Genomic DNA, 19,630 nt, shown 5'->3' on the forward strand with positions numbered 1-19,630 from the left:
TCAACATATCTGGCGTTGACTTTTGGCACGCTGTTGAGTTCTCAAGGAACGGACACTTCCTTCGAGTCACTCTCGTGAACTCTCCGGGCGCTTCGCTCTTTCGTGTTTCCAGCTTATCAGATCCGCGCCCGCCGGTTTGACCGGCGTTTGTTTCTCCGAATTCCCACTGGGGGGATTTCCTTCAACTTCGCTCCGAAGCCTATCAGAGGTTTCGGTGTGCTCAGTTCCGGGATTTACCTCTCGGGAAAGGCATTCGTAAATGCACACTGTCCCGATTCGGCGGTGTCGTAGACACTAACGCCCGAGCCAGACCGTTGTCCAGTCCGACTCAACCGTTTAAACCTACTAGTCCTGGCTCACCAAGTCAATGGTTTGCCCCGACTTCGAGAAGAGTAGCAGGTCAGGGGCTTGATCAGCACATCGCGGTCAGGCCGCCACCGGCTGGAGGTCCGCTCGATCGGGTGAATCGACGTCGCCCACCTCGCCCGCCAGGACCGCGCGGCGGCCGAGGACGAAGGCGTACGTGAGGAAGAGGCCCTCCGCCACCACGCCGATGCCGATACGCGCCCAGGTGGGCAGACCGGAGGGCGTCACAAAGGCCTCCAGGGCGCCGGCCACCATGAGCACCACCGCCAGCCCCGGTGCCATACCGATCACGGCCCGGCCCTCCTCCGCCAGTGCGGTGGAGCGGGTGCGGTGGCCGGGGTCGATGACCGTCCAGCCCAGGCGCAGGCCGAGACCGCCGGCCACGAAGATCGTGGTGAGCTCCAGCAGGCCGTGCGGGATGAGCAGGCCGAGGAAGAGATCCAGCCGTCCGGCGGAGGCCATCAGGCCCAGCCCGACACCGAGGTTGAGCACATTGCTGAAGAGCACCCAGAGCACCGGGAGGCCCAGCGCCACGCCGAACATCAGGCACTGCGCCGCGATCCACGCGTTGTTGGTCCACACCTGGGCCGCGAAGGAGCTGGCAGGTCGGTCGGAGTAGTAGCTCTCATAACTGCCGCCCGGCCTCGTCATCTCCCGGATCTGCTCCGGCGCGGCCAGGCTGTCACGGACCTCGGGGTGAGCGGCCAGCCACCAGGCGATCAGCGCGGCGCCCAGCAGGGAGAGCAGCGCGATCGGGATCCACCAGCGGCGGGAACGGTAGAGCGCGGCCGGGAAGCTGACGACGAAGTACCGGCCGAAGTCGCGCCAGCCGGTGTTCCGGCTGCCCGTCACCGCGTCCCGGCCGCGGGCGACCAGCCTGGTCAGCCGGCCCTCCAGGGTGGGATCGGGCGCGGCGGCCTGGACCTTGGCCAGGTGGCCGGTGGCCCGCTGGTAGAGGAGGACCAGCTCGTCGGCCTCCTCGCCGGTGAGCCGGCGTCGCCTGGTCAGGGCGTCCAGTCTGGCCCACTCCGCCTGGTGGGTGGAGACGAAGACGTCCAGGTCCATACGGCACGCTCCATGGTCTGCGGCAGCAAGTGGGTGGGAGAGACGGTGGAAGGCGGGAACGGAAGTGCGGGCGGGGGCTAGCTTGCCAGAGGCCGTACGGGAGTTCGCCCGTGACGGTGGACCGCACTTCCGGTGCGGGTGCGCCTCACCGTATGTTGGCGGCTGCGGACAGTGCGATCGCGGGGGGCGGTCCGCCGGGCACCCTCCACTTGGCAGGCCATGAACGGGAACGGGCGGGTGTTGTGAGCGACCTGGTGACGGGTGAGGCGGTCGTCCTCGGACTGCGGGCGGCGAAACTTCCCAGCCGGGCGTTGGCGCTCGCGTTGGACCTGGCCGTCGAGGTCGGCGCCTTCCTCCTGACGATCTTCATCTTCGCCATGACGGCGAGCAGCATCGACAGCGCGGCCCTGGCCGCCACGGTGCTCGGGATGATGGTCTTCTTCCTCGTCGCGGTGCCGGTGATGGTCGAGACGCTGTCCCGTGGGCGTTCGATCGGCAAGGCCGCCTTCGGGCTCCGGGTGGTGCGCAGTGACGGCGGGCCGGTGCGGTTCCGGCACACGCTGGTGCGGGCCCTGGTCGGCTTCTTCGAGATCGTGATGCTCAGCGGGGTCCCGGCGGCGATCTGCTCGCTGGTCTCCCCCGAGGGCAAGCGGCTCGGCGACATCTTCGCCGGCACGCTGGTGGTACGTGAGCGGGTGCCGGGCTCGGGGGGCAGCGCGGCTCCGCTGCCGCCGCTGCCGCCGCAGCTGATGCACGCGCTGAGCGGCGAGCTCACCGCGCTGGACCTGTCGGCGGTGCCGGACGGGCTGTGGCTCGCGGTCCGGCAGTTCCTCGGGCGGCTCGGGCAGCTGGACCCCGAGGTGGCGCAGGGCATGGCCGTCCGGCTGGCGGGGGATGTCGCCGCACGTACCGGCCACCCCGCCCCTGCCTCGGTGCATCCGGCGGCGTACCTCGGGGCGGTGCTCGCCGAGCGCCAGCGGCGCGAGTGGGCCCGGACGGCCGGCGCCCACCCGCAGCAGGCCGGTCAGCACGCCGCGCCGTGGGGTTCGCCGATCCCGGCGCAGGCCGGTCCGCACCCGGTCGCGCACCCGGTCGCGCACCCGGAGCCGGCAGCGGCCCCGCAGGGGCAGGCCGCCCCCGCGCGCGTCCACGCCGGCTGGGCCGCCCAGGCCGCGGCGGCCGCACCGTCCGCGCCTGCCGCACCGACCCCGATGCCTGCCGCGGCCCTGCCCGAGCAGCCCGGCCCGGCCACGCCTCCCGCCCCGGCCGCGAAGGCTCCGGACACCGGCTTCGCCCCGCCCGCCTGAACCCGCCCGCCCGAGTGCCGGGCTCCTGAGCACCGGGCGCTCGGCCCGCTCAGCCCCCGTACGACGCCGGCCACTGGTTCGGCGGCGAGGCGAGCTCCTCCAGCTCGATGCCGGCCGCGGCCAGCACCACGTCCCCGGCCAGGTGCACCACCTGCTGCTCGCCGGTCTCCAGGTCGGCCACCTGGTACCGCTCGACCAGCAGCGGGCCGGAGTCCGTCTCGTGCGTCTCGACGCTCTCCAGCAGCCAGCCCTGGTCGAAGGTGCGCGGTGCCAGCACCGGTTCGGTGAAGGCCACCAGCCGCACCCGTGCGCTCGCCCCCTGCTCCAGGCGCAGCAGCCGCGCCGTGGCCACCAGGAAGGCCGGGGAGCGTCCGGTGAAGCCGTGTGCTTGGTCGTGGCCCTCGATCGTGTGCTCGCCACCCGGGTCGGCGGCGTCCGTGCGCACCCAGGCGACCCCGTCGACCGCGCCGCCGCGCACCTGCCACCCGCCGGCCCGCAGTTCGAGGCGCAGCGGGCGGCTGCGCGAGTCCAGGGTGAGGTCGGTGGTGCCGAGCGTCTCGCCGTCCGGCCCGTACGTCTTGGAGACGTAGCGCCAGCCCGCCGGGCCGGGGGCGCAGCTGAAGCGTTCCTCCCCGAGGAGGAGGCGGTCGTGGGTGTCGTGGAGCGAGTAGCGGCCATTGGGCATGGCCCGAAGCCTACGTGGGGCGGTCGCCGGCCGAGGGCATGCAACCTTTCGCCCTGGTGCCCGCATTAGGGAGTCGGCAGGTGCGCTTGGGCACCGCCGAGACGAGGGGAGGGGGGCCATCGATGGCGAAGCAGACACGCGACGCCGAGTTCACCGAGTACGTGAGCTCCCGGGCGGGGTGGCTGCGCAAGGTGGCCTATCTGCTCTGTGCGGACTGGCACCGCGCGGACGATCTGGTCCAGGAGAGCATCACGAAGCTCTATGTGAACTGGCCGAGGGCCGGCCGGGTCGAGAACGTGGACGGCTATGCCCGAAAGGTGCTGGTCAACACGTTCCTGGCCGAGCAGCGCTCGCCGTGGTGGCGGTGGGCGGGGCGCGGCCGGGGCGGCGAGGACGCGACTCTGGACGTTGCGTCGCTGAGCGTTGATCTGGACGCCTCGCTGGACCTGCGGCAGGCACTGGGCACCCTTCCGCCGCGCCAGCGGGCGACGGTGGTACTGCGCTACTACTGCGACCTGACGGTCGACCAGACGGCCGAGGCCATGGGTTGCTCCCCGGGCAACGTCAAGAGCCAGACCTCGCGCGGGCTCGATGCCCTGCGACAGACCCTCGTCGTCCGCCCCATCGTCGCTGAGAGGACGCCATGACCAGCGAGGAGTACCCCGAATTGACCACTCGGCTCAGCGACCTGGCCGACGAGCCGGCGCCTCCGGCGGGCATCGACATCATGGGAGCTCTGCTGCGGGGCCGCTCCCGGGTCCGCCGCCGGCGGCTCGCGACGGCCGGAGCCGCGACCGCGCTGGCGCTGGTGGCGGTGGGCGGTTCGCTGGCGTTGCAGGCGTCGGGCGCGGGGGTCGGGCACACCGTCGCTCCCCCTGCGGCCACCGGCAGCGCGACGCCCGGCCCGTCGGCGTCCGCTTCACCGCCCGCCTCCCCCACTGCGACCCGCACCCCCCGCCGTGGTGACGCCGACCCGCTGACCACCGAGGTCCGGTTCGGCTGGCTGCCGGACTGGGCGGGCGGCCGGGCGGGCGTCGGGTACGAGCTCGGCTACCACGGCAACGACGCCCAGGCGCGGGGCACGGGGGAGCGGGCACCCCGGATGATTCTCAGCCTGTTCCCGGCCGGCACGGAGCCGCAGGTCGGGGATCCGAGCGGCGGCCGCACCGCCCACCGGGTCGAGGCTCCGCCCGTCGACGGGCGGACGGCGTACTGGGTGGTCTCAGACAACGCCGACGAGGCCGCCCTGGGGACACCCACGCTGCGCTGGATGACCGCCTCGGGGCGGTGGGCACAGCTGGTCTCCGAGACGGCGCTGGACGCGGGGTCGAAGGACGTCGCACTGCGGGTCGCCGCCGACGTCCGGTTCGGGAAGGCGGACGTGCCGCTCCCGGTGAAGTTCGTCGGGCTGCCGGGCACCTTCACGGCCACGGACGTGTCGCTCGACCGGCCGGCCCCCGATGAGCTCCCCTGGGACCTGTGGATGCTGCTCTCCGTGGAGGGCAAGGTCGTCTCGGTGAACGTGAACCCCGTCAGGCCCGATCCGACCGCCTCGCCGACGGGCACCGACGGCTCGCCGTACACCGACCCCAACCCGCCGCTCTGCAAGATCGACAACGGGATGCAGATCTGCGTCTCGACGCCGCAGGGCAGCACCGGGGCGGTCGAACAGCTGGGCGGCCTGCCCGGCCTGCTGACCAGGATCAAGGCACTGGGCGTGGACGACAGCACCTGGACCACCCAGGTGCTCGGCTAGGACGGGTGCTCGGCCCACCGCCGCCGGACCGGCGGCGGGTGGGCCGCCTGGAACGCCGTACGGCCGGTGCCGCGGGGGCACCGGCCGTACGGTTTCGAGCGCTGTCCTACCTCGGGGCAGGATCAGTAGCGGTACTGGTCCGCCTTGTACGGGCCCTCGACCGGGACGCCGATGTAGTCGGCCTGCTCCTGGCTCAGGACGGTGAGCTTGACGCCCAGCGCGTCCAGGTGGAGGCGGGCGACCTTCTCGTCCAGGTGCTTCGGCAGCACGTACACGCCGACCGGGTACTGCGCGGTCTTGGTGAAGAGCTCGATCTGCGCGATGGTCTGGTTCGCGAAGGAGTTGGACATCACGAACGACGGGTGACCGGTCGCGTTGCCCAGGTTCAGCAGGCGGCCCTCGGACAGCATGATGATGGTGTGGCCGTCCGCGAAGCGCCACTCGTGGACCTGCGGCTTGATCTCGGTCTTGACGACGCCGGGCAGCTTGGCCAGGCCCGCGATGTCGATCTCGTTGTCGAAGTGGCCGATGTTGCCGACGATCGCCTGGTGCTTCATCTGCTCCATGTGCGAGGCAAGGATGATGTCCTTGTTGCCCGTGGTGGTGATGAAGATGTCGGCGATCGAGACGACCTCGTCCAGGGTGGTGACCTGGTAGCCGTCCATGGCGGCCTGGAGGGCGCAGATCGGGTCGATCTCGGTGACGATGACCCGGGCGCCCTGGCCGCGCAGCGACTCGGCGCAGCCCTTGCCCACGTCGCCGTAGCCGGCGACGACCGCGACCTTGCCGCCGATCAGCACGTCGGTGGCGCGGTTGATGCCGTCGATGAGGGAGTGGCGGCAGCCGTACTTGTTGTCGAACTTCGACTTGGTGACGGCGTCGTTGACGTTGATGGCCGGGAACAGCAGCTTGCCGTCGCGGTGCATCTCGTACAGGCGGTGGACGCCGGTGGTGGTCTCCTCGGTCACGCCCTTGATGGTCGCGGCGACGTCGGTCCACTTGCTGGGGGACTCGCTCAGGGTGCGGTTGAGCAGCTCCAGGATGATCCGGAACTCGTCGTTGTCCGCGGTGGACGGGTCCGGGGCGGAGCCGGCCTTCTCGAACTCGACGCCCTTGTGGATCAGCAGGGTGGCGTCACCGCCGTCGTCCAGGATCATGTTCGGGGTCTGGCCGTCGGGCCAGGTGAGCGCCTGCTCGGTGCACCACCAGTACTCCTCCAGCGTCTCGCCCTTCCAGGCGAACACCGGGACACCGGTGGGGTTCTCGGGGGTGCCCTCGGGGCCGACGGCGATGGCGGCGGCCGCGTGGTCCTGGGTCGAGAAGATGTTGCAGGAGCACCAGCGGACCTCGGCACCGAGCGCGGTGAGGGTCTCGATCAGGACGGCGGTCTGCACGGTCATGTGCAGCGAGCCGGTGATCCGGGCGCCGGCCAGCGGCTGCTCGGCGGCGTACTCCTTGCGGATGGCCATCAGGCCGGGCATCTCGTGCTCGGCCAGCTGGATCTCCTTGCGGCCGAACGGCGCCAGGGAGAGGTCGGCGACCTTGAAGTCACCGGTGATGTTCGACGGCATGCGTCTTGCTCCTCGCTGCGTGGATGGGGCGGGCCAAGGTCCGGTGTGCGTCGCAGCACGGCGGGGCCACGGGTGCGCGGCGACGCCAGGGCTGCCGGCGGACCGGCTCCCTGCTGCACGGCACAATCCGTCGGAGGACCTCTCTCCCTCGACCGGTACGGGCGGCAGGACCGCCCGGGACCGATCGACCGCCATCAGCAGCGACGTTTGGCTCTGCGACGAATCTACACCGACGGCCCGCTCCCGAGGGCTGGGACGGACCGGATCCGGCCGCCCGATGCCGGGCGCCGAAGCCCGTCCGGACCAGGGGAGGCGGGCCGCACGCCTCAGTGCGCCGAGCCCGGACCCGGACCGCCCGGGGTGGCCCGCGGGTCGGCGCCGGCGGCCGCCTTCTCCGCGGTGTAGACGTCCGGCTCCAGGTAGATGACCCGGGCGATCGGCACGGACCGGCGGACCCTGACCTCGGCGGCGTCGATGGCACGCGCCACGTCCGCCGCGCTGTCCTCCGCGTTGACCCCGATCTTGGCGGCGACCAGCAGCTCCTCGGGCCCGAGGTGCAGCGTGCGCATGTGGATCACACCGGTGACGGCGTCGTGGTCCACCAGCGCCTCGCGGATCTGCCTGATCACCTCCGGCGCGGCGGACTCGCCGAGCAGCAGCGACTTGGTCTCCAGCGCCAGCACGACGGCGATGACCACCAGCAGCAGGCCGATGCAGAGGGTGCCGATGCCGTCCCAGACGCCGTCGCCGGTGACGACGGTGAGCGAGACGCCGATCAGCGCGAGGAAGAGGCCGACCAGCGCGCCGGTGTCCTCCAGCAACACGACGGGCAGCTCGGGCGCCTTGGCCCGGCGGATGAACTGCACCCAGCCGACGTCACCCTTGGCCTTGTTGGACTCGCTGATGGCCGTCCAGAACGACCAGCCCTCCATCAGAATGGCGAAGACCAGCACCCCGACCGCCCAGTACCAGCCGTGCAGCTCGTGCGGGTCGTGGATCTTCTCGTAGCCCTCGTAGATCGCGAACAGGCCACCGACGGTGAACAGCACGATGGAGACCAGGAAGGCGTAGATGTAGCGCTCGCGGCCGTAGCCGAACGGGTGCTCCTCGTCCGCCTTGCGCGTGGAGCGCTTGCCGCCGACCAGCAGCAGGACCTGGTTCCCGGAGTCGGCCACCGAGTGCACGCCCTCCGCGAGCATCGAGGACGAGCCGGTGAACGCGAAGGCCGTGAACTTGGCCACCGCGATCGCCAGGTTCGCGGACAGGGCCGCGACTAGTGCCTTGGTGCCGCCTTCGGTACTCATGCTGGGGTCGGTTTCCCTCCGCCGGGGCCGTGCTGCTGCGGCCGCGCTGTGCTGTGCTCTGCTTGCTTACCGGCGCATACGGTATCCCGCCCGCCCCGCACGCTCCGGCTCCGGTCACGCCTCGGGCGGGCGCCGCGCCCCCCGTTCGCCGCCGGTCAGGAGCGGTCGGCCGCCAGCCCCAGGTAGACGGCGGCGAAGTCGGTCAGGCCGACCAGTTCCGCCAGCGCGTGCAGCGGATCGGCCCGGACGCCGGCGTACTCGGTGAGCCGGACCTCGTGCGCGGCGGCCAACCGGTGGGCGCGCAGCACGCTGAAGCTGCGCGCGCCCTCGTCGTCGGCCGCCACCTCCGCCGGGCCCTGCGCTTCGCCGGGGCGGCCCGGGGTGTGGCGCAGCAGCAGCACCTGGAGCAGCAGCGGGTCCGGCTCGTCGACCCGGTCACGGAAGAAGTCGTCCGGGTCGGCGCCCGCGCCGAGGCGGCCGGTGAACATGCCGCGGTGCGCGGTGAGTGCCTGCGGCAGCAGGCCGGCCAGGGCGGGACGCCCGGCGCGGTCGGCGAGCAGCGCGGCGAAGCGGGCGGCGACGACGCCGGCGACCGGGCCCTCGGCCCAGAGCAGCGGGACGGTGCCGGCCAGCCGTCCGGCCAGGCTCTTGGCGGGGTTGGTGTACGCGGCGGCGTCGGGGCGGCAGCGGACCGCCGTCTCGTCGAGGCGGTCGGCGGTGGCGGGCAGCGAGCCCGCCGGGAGCTGGGTGACGCCGGTCTTCTCGGTGAGCGCGAGCAGCGGGGCGAGGAAGGCCCACAGCGCGCCCGGGTCCTCGGCGGGCAGGTCGGGCTCCGCGGGCAGGTCGCCGGACTCGTCCCGGTCGGGCAGCGCCGGGAGGACGTACGGCAGCGGCAGGGCGCGGACCTGGAGGGCGGCCTCGGCCAGGCGGCTGCCGGTCGGGGCGATCACCGCGATCGCGCAGCCGCGCGCGTACGCCTGCTCGGCGAGGGTGACCAGGCCCTGCTCGCCGCCGTCACCGGAGGCGATCACCAGCAGGTCGAGCGGGCCGGCCCAGCCGGGCAGCTGCCAGACGAGCCCTGCGGTGAAGGCGGGCGGCCGGACGTCCCGCCCGGCTCTGGGGACGGGGTTCGCGTCGGTGGGCGGCAGCGTGGCGATCAGGCAGCCGGTGCCGGCCAGCGCGCCGAGCATCTCGCCGGCGGCCACCGCGCTGCCGTGCCCGGCGACCAGCACACCGCGCGGGCGGCCGTCGGGCCGCAGCGCGGCGAGGCCTGCCGCGTCGGCGAGCCGCAGGGCCGTCCGCACCCGGGCGCCGGCGCCGGCCAGGGCGAGCAGCGCGTGGTCGCGGTCGGCGCGCTGGAGGGCGGCCGGGTCGTCGAGCAGGGTGTCGTCGAGCATGCGGCTGGCCTCCGACTGAGAGGTGGAGCTACCGACGGGGTGGGGTGGTCCGGGCGGCGCGCACCGCTCCGGCCGGGCAAGGTCAGGACCCGGGCCCCGGCCGGAGCCCGGCAAGGTCAGGACGGGCGGCGGGCCTCGTCGACGAGCAGCACCGGGATGCCGTCGCGGACGGGATACGCCAGTCCGCAGGTCTCACCGGTGCAGAGGAGCTCGGGCTGCTCCTCGGAACCGCCCTCGGTGAGCGCGGCCCGGCACTGGGGGCAGACCAGGATCTCCAGCAGGAAGGGTTCCAGCTTCATTGGGCGTCAGGCTCCAGATCTCGCGGGTGGGGCGGCACGGCGGTGCCCCGGCCAGTAGGAGGTTACTCGCTCGTGTCCCTGCGGGCGCTGTTGGTCCGGTGCCTCTCGGCTCGGCGCGTCCTCCGGGTGCACGGCGGCCCACCGGCCGGGGCACTGCGGGTTCGTCGGGTGGTGCGCCGCCGGGTGCGGCGCGGGGTTCGGTACGGGATTCGGTGCCGGGTGTCAGCCGCGCACGATGGCGAGCACGCCGTCGCGCAGCTCGGCCATCCGGGCCGGGTCCTTGGCCTCGACGTTGAGGCGCAGCAGCGGCTCGGTGTTGGAGGCGCGCAGGTTGAACCACCAGTCCTGGCCGGCGACGGTCAGGCCGTCCAGCTCGTCGACGGTGGTGCCCGCCAGCTCGCCGTACGCGGCCCGGACGGCGGCGGAGCGGCCGGCCTGGTCCTCGACGGTGCTGTTGATCTCGCCCGAGGCCGCGTACCGGTCGTACTCGGCGGTGAGCGCCGAGAGCGTGCCCTCCTGCCCGCCGAGGGCGGCCAGCACGTGCAGGGCCGCCAGCATGCCGGTGTCGGCGCGCCAGAAGTCCCGGAAGTAGTAGTGCGCGGAGTGCTCGCCGCCGAACACGGCGTCGGTGACGGCCATCTCCTGCTTGATGAAGGAGTGGCCGACCCGGGTGCGGACGGGCTTGCCACCGAGCTCGCGGACCACCTCGGGGACGGTCCAGGAGGTGATCAGGTTGTGGATGACGGTCGGCTCGTCCTCGCCGGCCGCCCTGGCGCGGGCGATCTCGCGGGCGGCCACCAGCGCCGTGATGGCGGACGGCGAGACCGGCTCGCCGCGCTCGTCGACGACGAAGCAGCGGTCGGCGTCACCGTCGAAGGCGAGGCCGATGTCGGCGCCCACCTCGCGGACCTTGGCCTGCAGGTCGACGATGTTCGCCGGGTCGAGCGGGTTGGCCTCGTGGTTGGGGAAGGTGCCGTCCAGCTCGAAGTACATCGGGACGAGTTCGAGCGGCAGACCGTCGAAGACGGTGGGGACGGTGTGGCCGCCCATGCCGTTGCCCGCGTCCACCACGACCTTGAGCGGGCGGATGGCGGTGAGGTCGACCAGGCCGAGCAGGTGGTCGGCGTAACCGCGCAGGGTGTCCTGGCCGGAGAGCGAACCGGGCGCCACATCGACGGCCGGGACGGTGACGCTGTCGTCCTCGTCCGTCCAGGACTCGACGAGCTCGCGGATCTCGGACAGGCCGGTGTCCTGGCCGACCGGCGCCGCGCCGGCGCGGCACATCTTGATGCCGTTGTACTGCGCCGGGTTGTGGCTGGCCGTGAACATCGCGCCGGGCAGGTCGAGCTTGCCGCTGGCGTAGTAGAGCTGGTCGGTCGAGCAGAGCCCGATCTCGACGACGTCGGCGCCGTACGCGGCCGCACCCTCGGCGAAGGCCCGGCTCAGCGAGGGCGAGGAGGGGCGCATGTCGTGGCCGACCACGATCGCGGTCGCCTCGGTGACCTTGACGAACGCGGCGCCGAAGGCACGGGCCAGCCTCTCGTCCCACTGGTCGGGCACGACGCCCCGGACGTCGTACGCCTTCACGAGCTGCTTGAGGTCGCGCACTACGGCTCCACCCTGATGATCTGATCGGAGGGCTGGTTGCCCCTGGTCACGATACGTCCCGGCACAGCACCGTTGGGTACCCGGACAGGTGGGAAGCGTACCGGGGCCCCGCCAGCCCCCCACCCGGCCGGGTACGGACAGCACACGCGGGCGGCGACCGAGCTCCGGAAGTACCGCGCGCGAGCCCCAGCAACCAGGCGAGCCGAGCTTCGGAAGTACCGCGAGCCGAGCCCTAATTGTCGGGCGACCGCAGCACCCGCAGGTGTCCGCGGCGGCCCGCCTCGGCCGGATCGCCCTCGGGGCCGCGGACCTGACGCGGCGCCTGGGGGCGGGCGGCCTCGCGGACGGCGTTGGCGAGGGCTTCGAGGTCGTCACTGCTGCGGCGCAGCGGCCCGGCCTCCGCGGCGAGGCGGACGACCTCCCAGCCGCGCGGGGCGGTGAGGCGCTCGGCGTGCTCGGCGCACAGGTCGTAGCAGTGCGGCTCGGCGTAGGTGGCGAGCGGTCCGAGGACGGCGGTGGAGTCCGCGTAGACGTACGTCAGCGTCGCGACGGCCGGCCGGCCGCACGCGGTCCGCGAACAACGACGTACAGAGCTCACGAGGGTGGACGGTACCGCACTCCCCGCCGGGTGGCGAAGACCCGCCCCCCGGTGAGTGCGCCCGTGTCGCGTCCCGTGCGCCCCCCGGCGCCCGCCGCTCTTGGGCCGGGGTGGTCCACTTCCGACCCTCCAAGGACTACGCTCGACGGTGATATGGACAGCTCCGCACCGCAGTCATCAACGGGACCGTCGCGCCGCCCCCGGCACCGCGACCGGCATGGCAGGGGCCTGCGCGGCCCGCTGGCCCCGCCTCAGGTACCGATCTCGCTCACCCGCTCCGAGCTGTTCGACGACTACGTACGAGAGTCCGTGGAGCGTCTGGAGCGGCGTTGGCCGCAGCTGATCGAGGTGGAGTTCGCCGTTCAGGAGGTGCCGCTGCCCGGGCAGGGCGAGGAGGATCCGGACGGCGGGGTGCCGCTGGGCCGGGTGATGCCGGCCAAGCAGGGGCGAAAGAGCCAGGTCGTGGTCTACCGGCGGCCGGTGGAGATCAGGGCGAAGTCGCGGGAGGACCGCGCGGCACTGGTGCACGAGATCCTGATCGAGCAGGTGGCGGAGCTGCTGGGGCTCTCCCCCGACGCCATCGACCCGCGCTACGACGAGGACTGACCCGCCGGCGGCCGGCCCGCCGCGGGCGGGCCGGCCGCCGAGGTCAGCGGACCACCACTGCCGGGTCCTGCACGGCGTGCGGGACCTTGACGGTGCTGCGGTCGTCGTGCAGCGACTGGACGGTGAACATCGGGACGTCCTTGGTGGTCACCGCGATCATCCGGGCGGCCATCACGGGGCCGCCGGACAGCGTCTCCACGGTGATCGCGAAGGTGCCGTTCAGCCCCTGCGGCTCGGGCGCCGGCAGGCCGACCGTGGCGCCCGCAGCGATCTGCACCTCCTTGGTGGCCGGGGTGCCACCGCCGGTGCCGGCGGAGGCGGTGACCCGGACGGTGCCGGCCTCGCCCGCAGAGGTCAGGTAGAGCGTGGACGCCCCGCCGCCCCGGTTGTCGGCGATGCTCGCGCGGGCGCCCACGGGAGCGGCGCCGGAGAGCCAGGCTGCGTCCGACTTGCCGTTCTGGGTGGCGCGGTCGACCCGCAGCGCGGCCACGATCGGGGTGGGGTGGTTGTCGTCGGTGGGTGACAGCCGCAGCCCGGCGACCTCGTCCCGGGTGATCTTCCCCAGGTCGACGGCGGCGACCATGCCGGCCTTGACGTGGATCGTCTCGTTGCCGGCCGGGGTGAACCAGCCGTTCTTGCCGGAGAGCTGGATCTTCAGGTCCGCGTCGTCCCGCGGGTCGGCGGCCACCACCAGGCGGGCCGAGGCGGTGTCGGCGGGCAGACCGGGCAGTACCTGGGTGGGTGCGGGATCGGCCGAGACGGGCACCCAGTCGGCGCCCTTGTTTCCGTCGGCGGCGTGCAGGGCGGCGCCGATCCGGCCGCTGCGGGCGACCACGTGCACGGCGAGGTCGGTGATCTTGTCCTTGACCAGGGTGGAGAGCAGCACGGCCTGCGAGGTGCCGGGGGCGAGGGTGATGCCGTTCGCGGCGTCGTTCTCGATCGGGCCCTTGTCGCCGCTCAGCTTGAGGTCGACCACGGCGGCGGTCGACTCGGCGTTGGTCAGGCTGACGTAGTCCGTACGGTCCCCGGCGGTGCTGGCCCCGGCGAACCAGAAGCTCGTACCGGCGGTGGCGCAGGTGACGCCGGACATGCCGAGGCCGCGCTGGTCGGTGACGGTGGTGGTCTGGCTGACGGTGAAGCCGGGCGCGTAGCCGCCGCTGGCGACGGCGGCCGAGCCAGGCGCGTTGTCGCCGTTGGCGGCGGGGGCGGTCGCCGGGACGCCGGGCTTGGTCAGCGACAGCCGGGCGTCGGCGGGCGGCGCGGCCGGGTCGGGGGCGGTGGCCGAGGGGGCCGGCGCCGCCGCGGCGCCGGCCGGTGCCGAGGGAGCCGTGGTGGGGGCGGCCGGCGGCGGGATGACGTCGCTGACCGAGCCGGTGCCGCCGGCGGCCTTGGCACCGGGCGGGGCGAAGGCGGTCAGCGCGGTGGAACCGGTCAGCCCCTGGATCGGCTGGGGGCAGACCAGAGCCGTGCGCTCGACCTCGGCCGTGGTGGCGGCGCCGGCCGCGTCCACGCCCGGGGCGGTGGCCGGCGGGCGCAGCTCGGCGATGCCGAGGACGGCGGCGAGTACGACGGCGGCGGCCAGCAGCGACTGGGTGGTCCTGGTGCCGGTCCGGCCCCCGGACGCCGGGTCGGTGGCGGCGGAGGCGGGCTTCTTGAAGGTGGGCTTCTTCATCGCGGGTCAGCTCCCCGATCCGTGGTGGTGCGGGTACTGGCCCGGCCTGTTCGGGTCGTCAGGGTGGTCCTCGTAGTACGGCTCGCCCTGCGGAGCGCCGGGCGGGTAGGGCGGCGGCTGCTGCTGCTCGCCGGCGGCGTACGGGTCGTAGCCGTACTGCGGCGGCTGCTGGTACGGCTGCTCGTAGCCGCCCTGCTCGTACCCGGCCTGCTCGTACCCGGCCTGCTGGTACTGCTGGCCGTAGCCGTCCTGGCCGCCGTAGGGGGCGGCGGCGGGCTGCTGCTGGGCCGCGTAGGGATCCCAGCCGTACGGGTCGGCCTGCTGGAAGGACTGGTCCTGGTAGGCGACGGCGTACGGCTCGGCGGCGGGCACCGGGCCCGCGCCACGCCCGGGGTCGGCCGGGGCCTCGGTGGGCTGTTGCGGGATCGCACCCGGCCGTACGCCCTCGTACACGCCGCCCTCCTCGCCGGCCTCGTCGGCGCCCTCCCCGCGCTCGGCCATCCGGCGGGCCCGGCGGCTGCCGGGGGCGGGGGCCTGCGCCTGGGCGGCGGCGGCCAGCGCGGCGGCGGCGACCACCTCCTCCGGCAGGTCGTCGTCCTTGTGGCTGCGCCGCCCGGGCAGGGCGAGCACCAGGACGGTCACGCCGAGCAGCAGCTGGGCCCAGATCCAGCCGGTGTGGGCCAGGCCGCTCTCGCGCACGACGCTGAGCTTGCCGCCGCCGGCCGGGAGCTTGAAGCCCTGCGCCCAGCCGTCCACGGTGGTCGGCTCCAGGGCGGTGCCGTCCAGGGCGGCCTGCCACTGGGGGCCGGCCTGCTCGGCCAGGCGCAGCACCCGGCCCTCGGGGCCGGCCGGGACGGTGGTGTCGAGGTCGCGCTCGCCGGAGCGGACGGCCACCGGGCGGGTGCCCGGGGCGGTGATCACCGCCCGGGTCGCCGGGACGCCGCTGACCTGCCAGAGGGCGGTGCCGCCGTCCTGGCTGACCTTGGTCAGGCCGGGGGTGGTGTCCAGGACGTCCTTGACCTTGTCGATCATCGGCTGCTCGACCAGCACGTACGCGACGCCGTACGCGGCCAGCGCGCTGGCCTGGTCGGCGCCGGAGCCGGCCAGCAGGCTGCCGACCTGGGCGGTCAGGCCGCCGGCGGCGGCGCCGGAGTCGACGGTGCCCTCGGTCTGGCCGAGGGTCAGGCCGGCGCCGCGCACCAGGGCGTACCGGATGGCGGTGGCGTTCGCGTCGCCGGTGAGGACGAGGGTGCGGGAGCGGTCGGTGCTGCCGGCCTCCTCCGCGATGAAGGCGGGGACCTGGGCGGCGGCGGTGCGCCGCAGCGGGCCGTCAGCTCCGCTGACGGCCCACCAGACGGCGGTGCCCAGCGGCGCGAGCACCGCGGAGGCCACCACCAGGGCGGCGACGGGCTGGCGCCAGCCGAAGGCGATGCCGGCCACGCGGGCGTTGGCGCCGTCGGCGCCGATCGCGGCGGCGGCCAGCAGCGCGATGCCGGTCAGCAGGGTGGCGGGGCCGGCCCAGGCGGGAACGGCGCTGCCGCCGGAGGCGGGGGTGACGCTGGTGCCGGCCACGGCGACGGCGAAGAGCATGCCTGCGCCGGCGGCGCCCCACGCGGCGAGTACGGCGCGGCGGCGGTCGGCGCGCAGCAGGGCCGCGAGCGCGGCGAGCACCACACCGGCCGAGAGCCAGACGGGCGGGACGCCGGAGCCGCCGGGGTTCACCAGGAGCAGGCCGAGCGGGCTCGCCGAAGGCCCGTTGAAGCCGGGCAGGCCGGCCTCCAGCAGCAGCCGCGAGGGGTGCGCGAGCACGTGCAGCGACCACGGCGCGAGCACCAGGACGGGTACGCCGAGCACGACCAGCACCCGCAGGCCGAGCAGCCGCAGGGCCTCCAGGCCGGAGCCGAAGGCGCCGCCACGCAGCACCGCGACGGCCAGCATGGCCAGGCAGAGCGGGACGGCCAGGGCCCAGGCCAGCGGCACGAAGGCGGTGGTGAGGGTGAGCAGCAGGACGGTCATCCAGGCGCTGCGCCAACCTGGCCGGGCGCCCTTGGCGGCGGTCTCGGCGCGGATGCCGAGGCCGGCGGTGATGGCGGCGGCGCGGGCCAGCGGCGGCAGCAGGACGGCGAGGACGGCGGTGCCGATCCGGCCCTGGGCCAGCGCGCCGGTGGCGGCGGGCAGCAGGGCGTAGGTGGCGCTGGCCCAGGCGCGGACGATCTTCGAGTCCAGCAGCGGACGTGAGACCAGGTAGGCGCTGACGGCGGCGAGCGGGATGGCGAGGACGACCAGCAGGGTGACGGCGAGGTCGGCGTGGTCGAACAGCAGCCAGGACAGCACCGAGAGCACCGCGAGGTACGGCGGTGCGGTGGCGGTCGAGCCGGTCCCGACGGGGTGCCAGGCGTCGGCGTACATGCCCCACAGGCCTGACGCGCCGTCGGCGGCGGGCAGCAGCGCGCCGCCGAGCAGGTCGCCGGAGCCGAACAGGGAGCGGCAGGCGAGGAGCGCGAAGACCAGCAGGGCGGCGAAGAGCACCGGCGCGGGGCGCCGGGCGAGCTTCTTGATCAGCGCGAACTGCTCGACGACCAGGTCCTCGGAGTCCTCGTCACCGGGCCCGGCCTCGACCGAGCCGTGCCGGCCGGCGCCGGAGTCGTCGGTACCGCCGATGCCGAGTGAGCTGATCGCACCCTCGACGGCGAGGCGGGCGGTGGCGCCGGGCGCGGGGAAGAGCGTGCGGTCGTCGAGCGGGTCGACGGACCTGGTCCTGGCGCGGCGCTTGCGCGCGAGGAGCAGTCTGGGCAGCCGGATCAGCTCGTGGCCCAGGCCCGCCAGCTCGTCGAAGGCCTGCTTGGGGTCCTTGCCGACGAGGTTGGTGAGCACCCGCAGCAGGGTGCCGAGGATGAGCCGGAGCAGGACGTACGGGAGGACCAGGCCCTTGGAGTTGGCGAGCAGGGTGTAGACGGCCCCCGCCTTGTCGACCCGGTGCGGGTGGGCCGAGGCGCAGTCGATGGCGCGGCGTTCGCGGCTGGCGGCCTCGGCGTGCCGCAGTACGGCGTCCGGGGCGATCACCACGCGGTGGCCGGCCGCGTTGACGCGCCAGCAGAAGTCGGTGTCGTCGCGCATCAGCGGCAGCGCGCGGTCGAAGCCGCCGAGCTCCTCGAAGACGTCGCGGCGCACCAGCATGCCGGCGCTGGAGACGGCGAGGACGGGGCGGACCTGGTCGCGCTGGCCCTGGTCCTGCTCGCGGCGGTCCAGGCCGGTCCAGCGGCGCCCGGAGCGGGCGATGCTGACGCCGACCTCCAGCAGCTGGCGCCGGTCGTACCAGCTGCGCAGCTTGGGGCCGATGACGGCGGCGGAGGGGGTGGAGTCGGCGACCTGGATCAGCCGGCGCAGGGCGTCGGTCTGCGGCTCGCAGTCGTCGTGCAGCAGCCAGAGCCACTCCACGGGCTGGGTCTCGCGCGGTCCGCCGCGGCCGAGTTCGTCCTCGGCGCCGAGCGGGTCCCCGAAGTCGTCCCAGCCGCCGGTGACGGGGTCGTACCCGGAGGGGTCCAGGCTGTAGGGGAGGTCGGCGGGGCGCAGCAGTGGGCTGTTGAAGACGGCCTCGGCGACGGCGGTACCGAAGCCGGCGCGGCGGCCGAGCACGATCGGGCCGCTCTCGGGCAGCCAGTCGGCAAGGGTGTCGGCGAGCAGCTGGGGCGAGGTGTCGGTGGAGCCCGTGTCGACGGCGAGGATGCGCTGTACCTGGCGGTCCTGGCCGAGCAGTCCGGCCAGGGCCTGCGGCAGCCAGCGGGCGCCGTCGTGGGAGACGATCACCGCGGTGACCAGGTGACGCGGGTACGCGGGAGGCCTGGCAGCGGAGAAGCCGCTCTGGTGGCTGTAGACAGTCATCGAGTGCGCGGGCCCCAGTTTTCAGTCGATGCAGCCGGTGGTTGAAGCCGGTGGACGGCGGAGGTGCGCGGTGCCGTCCGGTCACGCCGTTGGTACGGGGGCGGGCGGCGGTGCGCTGGCCGGGTGCGCAGCACCCGGATGGCGCACCACACTAACGGCTCCGGGTGGCGGAGATGTTCGCGGAGTCGGTGCAGGAGTTGTCGAGGGTTCCCCGCCGGGGCGCGCCGCGGCGTCCGCCCGGGGGGCCACCGGGCGCGGGCACCTGGGCGGGCGCACGGGAGAGCGGGCGCCGCGGAGAGCAGGCGCCAGGGAGGTGCGGGGGAACGGGTGCCGGGGAAAGCGAAAGCGCCCCACCGTCTGGTGAGGCGCCGGCACGGGCAGATGTGGTCGTCGGCTGCCGCGGTCTGCGCGGGGCGGCCGACGCCGGGTCAGTGGACGACCGGGATCAGACGGCGCTCTTCTTGAGCCGCCGGCGCTCACGCTCGGAGAGGCCGCCCCAGATCCCGAACCGCTCGTCGTTGGCGAGGGCGTACTCCAGGCACTCGGAGCGGACCTCGCAGGCGAGGCAAACCTTCTTGGCCTCGCGGGTGGAGCCGCCCTTCTCGGGGAAGAAGGACTCCGGGTCGGTCTGGGCGCACAGCGCGCGCTCCTGCCAACCGAGTTCCTCTTCCTCCTCCTCGATGCCGTCACCGATCAACAGCTCAAAGAGCTCGCTCATGTGGCGCGCCTCCTCTGCCCCTTTTGGCGTCCCCGTGGTTGCCGCTGCTGATGCGGCTGAACGACACGAGTGAAATTACAGTTGCGTCACTCTGGCCTAGTCAAGCCGAGCTCTGGTATTGGGCCGAGGATTCACTCCCTGGCACCAAGCTGTTACGAATAGTGTACATATCCGGACATTCCGGACTTTGCAGCTCGCGGGTGGACGAACCATCCACAACCGCCCGCCCACTGACCTGCAGTCAACAGGGGCGCAGCCGATCTTGACCACCCCCCGAGAGAGGGGACGCCGAGCGGCCCGGCAAGGTTGCCGGCCGGACGGAACCGGTCATCGCCCTGCCTTCCCGGCGATCTTCACATCAAAACCTAGAGGGTGATTTATCACCCCATCCGGTGATTCATGGCCCCTGAGCCCCGAATGTCCCAGTGATCGAGTTGACACGGCTCCTCCCGTTGCGGTCTCCTTGCACGCATGTCAGAGTTCGCCGCCCGCCGGAGCCGCCAGACCGCGCTCCGCCGTGCCGCGAGCTCTTCTCTCTGTTGTCGCCTCTGTTCCTGCTGTATCTAGGCGCACGCGTCCCACCGCGCGCCGCCCAGGAACCACAGAGGCCGCCCGCGCTCCCGCCCCAGGACATCCGCGGACCCGGCTGATCCCTTCCGAACCAGCCGTCTCCGAGGACACGCCCATGCGTATGACCCGCATCCGCCAGCGCAACCGCGATCGCACCAAACTCGCCCGCCGAGCCCTCGCCACCTCCCCGGCCGCCCGGCCCCGTACCGCCGAGGCCCCGATCGCC

15 protein-coding genes are annotated in these 19,630 nt (G+C 73.5%); 4 read left to right on the plus strand and 11 right to left on the minus strand.

Annotated features, from left to right (window positions below):
- Positions 1-426: 426 nt before the first annotated feature.
- Positions 427-1,431 (minus strand): stage II sporulation protein M, encoded by a 1,005-nt coding sequence (locus tag ACIBH3_RS12160; protein WP_396311855.1) that lies wholly within the window; start codon positions 1,429-1,431, stop codon positions 427-429.
- A gap of 242 nt (positions 1,432-1,673) precedes the next feature.
- On the opposite strand from ACIBH3_RS12160, the gene ACIBH3_RS12165 reads away from it, so the two are divergent.
- Complete coding sequence (locus ACIBH3_RS12165) at positions 1,674-2,738, plus strand: RDD family protein (RefSeq protein ID WP_396311856.1); 1,065 nt, start codon at positions 1,674-1,676, stop codon at positions 2,736-2,738.
- Between the two features lie 49 nt (positions 2,739-2,787).
- On the opposite strand, the gene ACIBH3_RS12170 is transcribed toward ACIBH3_RS12165, so the two are convergent.
- On the minus strand, positions 2,788-3,423 hold the full coding sequence (locus tag ACIBH3_RS12170) for a hypothetical protein (RefSeq protein ID WP_396311857.1): 636 nt from the start codon (positions 3,421-3,423) through the stop codon (positions 2,788-2,790).
- 122 nt (positions 3,424-3,545) lie between these two features.
- On the opposite strand from ACIBH3_RS12170, the gene ACIBH3_RS12175 reads away from it, so the two are divergent.
- Both ACIBH3_RS12175 and ACIBH3_RS12180 read left to right on the plus strand, forming a co-directional pair.
- Positions 3,546-4,070: a SigE family RNA polymerase sigma factor gene (locus ACIBH3_RS12175; RefSeq protein WP_396311858.1), complete on the plus strand. Its 525-nt coding sequence runs from the start codon at positions 3,546-3,548 to the stop codon at positions 4,068-4,070.
- Positions 4,071-4,090: 20 nt separating this feature from the next.
- The gene (locus ACIBH3_RS12180) at positions 4,091-5,179 is read left to right on the plus strand and encodes a hypothetical protein (protein WP_396311859.1); all 1,089 of its coding nucleotides are present in this window, start codon (positions 4,091-4,093) and stop codon (positions 5,177-5,179) included.
- Positions 5,180-5,301: 122 nt separating this feature from the next.
- On the opposite strand, the gene ahcY is transcribed toward ACIBH3_RS12180, so the two are convergent.
- The 6 genes from ahcY to ACIBH3_RS12210 form a co-directional block, all read right to left on the minus strand.
- Positions 5,302-6,750, minus strand: coding sequence for an adenosylhomocysteinase (gene ahcY / locus ACIBH3_RS12185; RefSeq protein ID WP_396311860.1), 1,449 nt, complete (start codon positions 6,748-6,750; stop codon positions 5,302-5,304).
- A 326-nt stretch (positions 6,751-7,076) separates the two neighbouring features.
- Positions 7,077-8,054: a cation diffusion facilitator family transporter gene (locus ACIBH3_RS12190; RefSeq protein WP_396311861.1), complete on the minus strand. Its 978-nt coding sequence runs from the start codon at positions 8,052-8,054 to the stop codon at positions 7,077-7,079.
- A gap of 155 nt (positions 8,055-8,209) precedes the next feature.
- Positions 8,210-9,451 (minus strand): SIS domain-containing protein, encoded by a 1,242-nt coding sequence (locus ACIBH3_RS12195; protein WP_396311862.1) that lies wholly within the window; start codon positions 9,449-9,451, stop codon positions 8,210-8,212.
- A 116-nt stretch (positions 9,452-9,567) separates the two neighbouring features.
- On the minus strand, positions 9,568-9,750 hold the full coding sequence (locus ACIBH3_RS12200) for a Trm112 family protein (RefSeq protein ID WP_396311863.1): 183 nt from the start codon (positions 9,748-9,750) through the stop codon (positions 9,568-9,570).
- Between the two features lie 222 nt (positions 9,751-9,972).
- Positions 9,973-11,358 (minus strand): phosphomannomutase/phosphoglucomutase, encoded by a 1,386-nt coding sequence (locus ACIBH3_RS12205; RefSeq protein WP_396311864.1) that lies wholly within the window; start codon positions 11,356-11,358, stop codon positions 9,973-9,975.
- Between the two features lie 232 nt (positions 11,359-11,590).
- Positions 11,591-11,956 (minus strand): DUF3499 domain-containing protein, encoded by a 366-nt coding sequence (locus ACIBH3_RS12210; RefSeq protein WP_396311865.1) that lies wholly within the window; start codon positions 11,954-11,956, stop codon positions 11,591-11,593.
- A gap of 153 nt (positions 11,957-12,109) precedes the next feature.
- On the opposite strand from ACIBH3_RS12210, the gene ACIBH3_RS12215 reads away from it, so the two are divergent.
- Positions 12,110-12,562: a metallopeptidase family protein gene (locus ACIBH3_RS12215; RefSeq protein WP_396311866.1), complete on the plus strand. Its 453-nt coding sequence runs from the start codon at positions 12,110-12,112 to the stop codon at positions 12,560-12,562.
- A gap of 43 nt (positions 12,563-12,605) precedes the next feature.
- On the opposite strand, the gene ACIBH3_RS12220 is transcribed toward ACIBH3_RS12215, so the two are convergent.
- The 3 genes from ACIBH3_RS12220 to ACIBH3_RS12230 all read right to left on the minus strand — a co-directional run bounded on the left by ACIBH3_RS12220 (position 12,606) and on the right by ACIBH3_RS12230 (position 18,834).
- On the minus strand, positions 12,606-14,234 hold the full coding sequence (locus ACIBH3_RS12220; RefSeq protein ID WP_396311867.1) for a DUF5719 family protein: 1,629 nt from the start codon (positions 14,232-14,234) through the stop codon (positions 12,606-12,608).
- Between the two features lie 6 nt (positions 14,235-14,240).
- Positions 14,241-18,116, minus strand: a complete 3,876-nt coding sequence (locus ACIBH3_RS12225; protein ID WP_396311868.1) for a glycosyltransferase — start codon at positions 18,114-18,116, stop codon at positions 14,241-14,243.
- A gap of 445 nt (positions 18,117-18,561) precedes the next feature.
- Positions 18,562-18,834, minus strand: a complete 273-nt coding sequence (locus ACIBH3_RS12230) for a WhiB family transcriptional regulator (protein WP_148644569.1) — start codon at positions 18,832-18,834, stop codon at positions 18,562-18,564.
- Positions 18,835-19,630: the final 796 nt, after the last annotated feature.

It is taken from the genome of Kitasatospora sp. NPDC050543 (genome assembly GCF_044457565.1).
Classification (GTDB): domain Bacteria; phylum Actinomycetota; class Actinomycetes; order Streptomycetales; family Streptomycetaceae; genus Kitasatospora.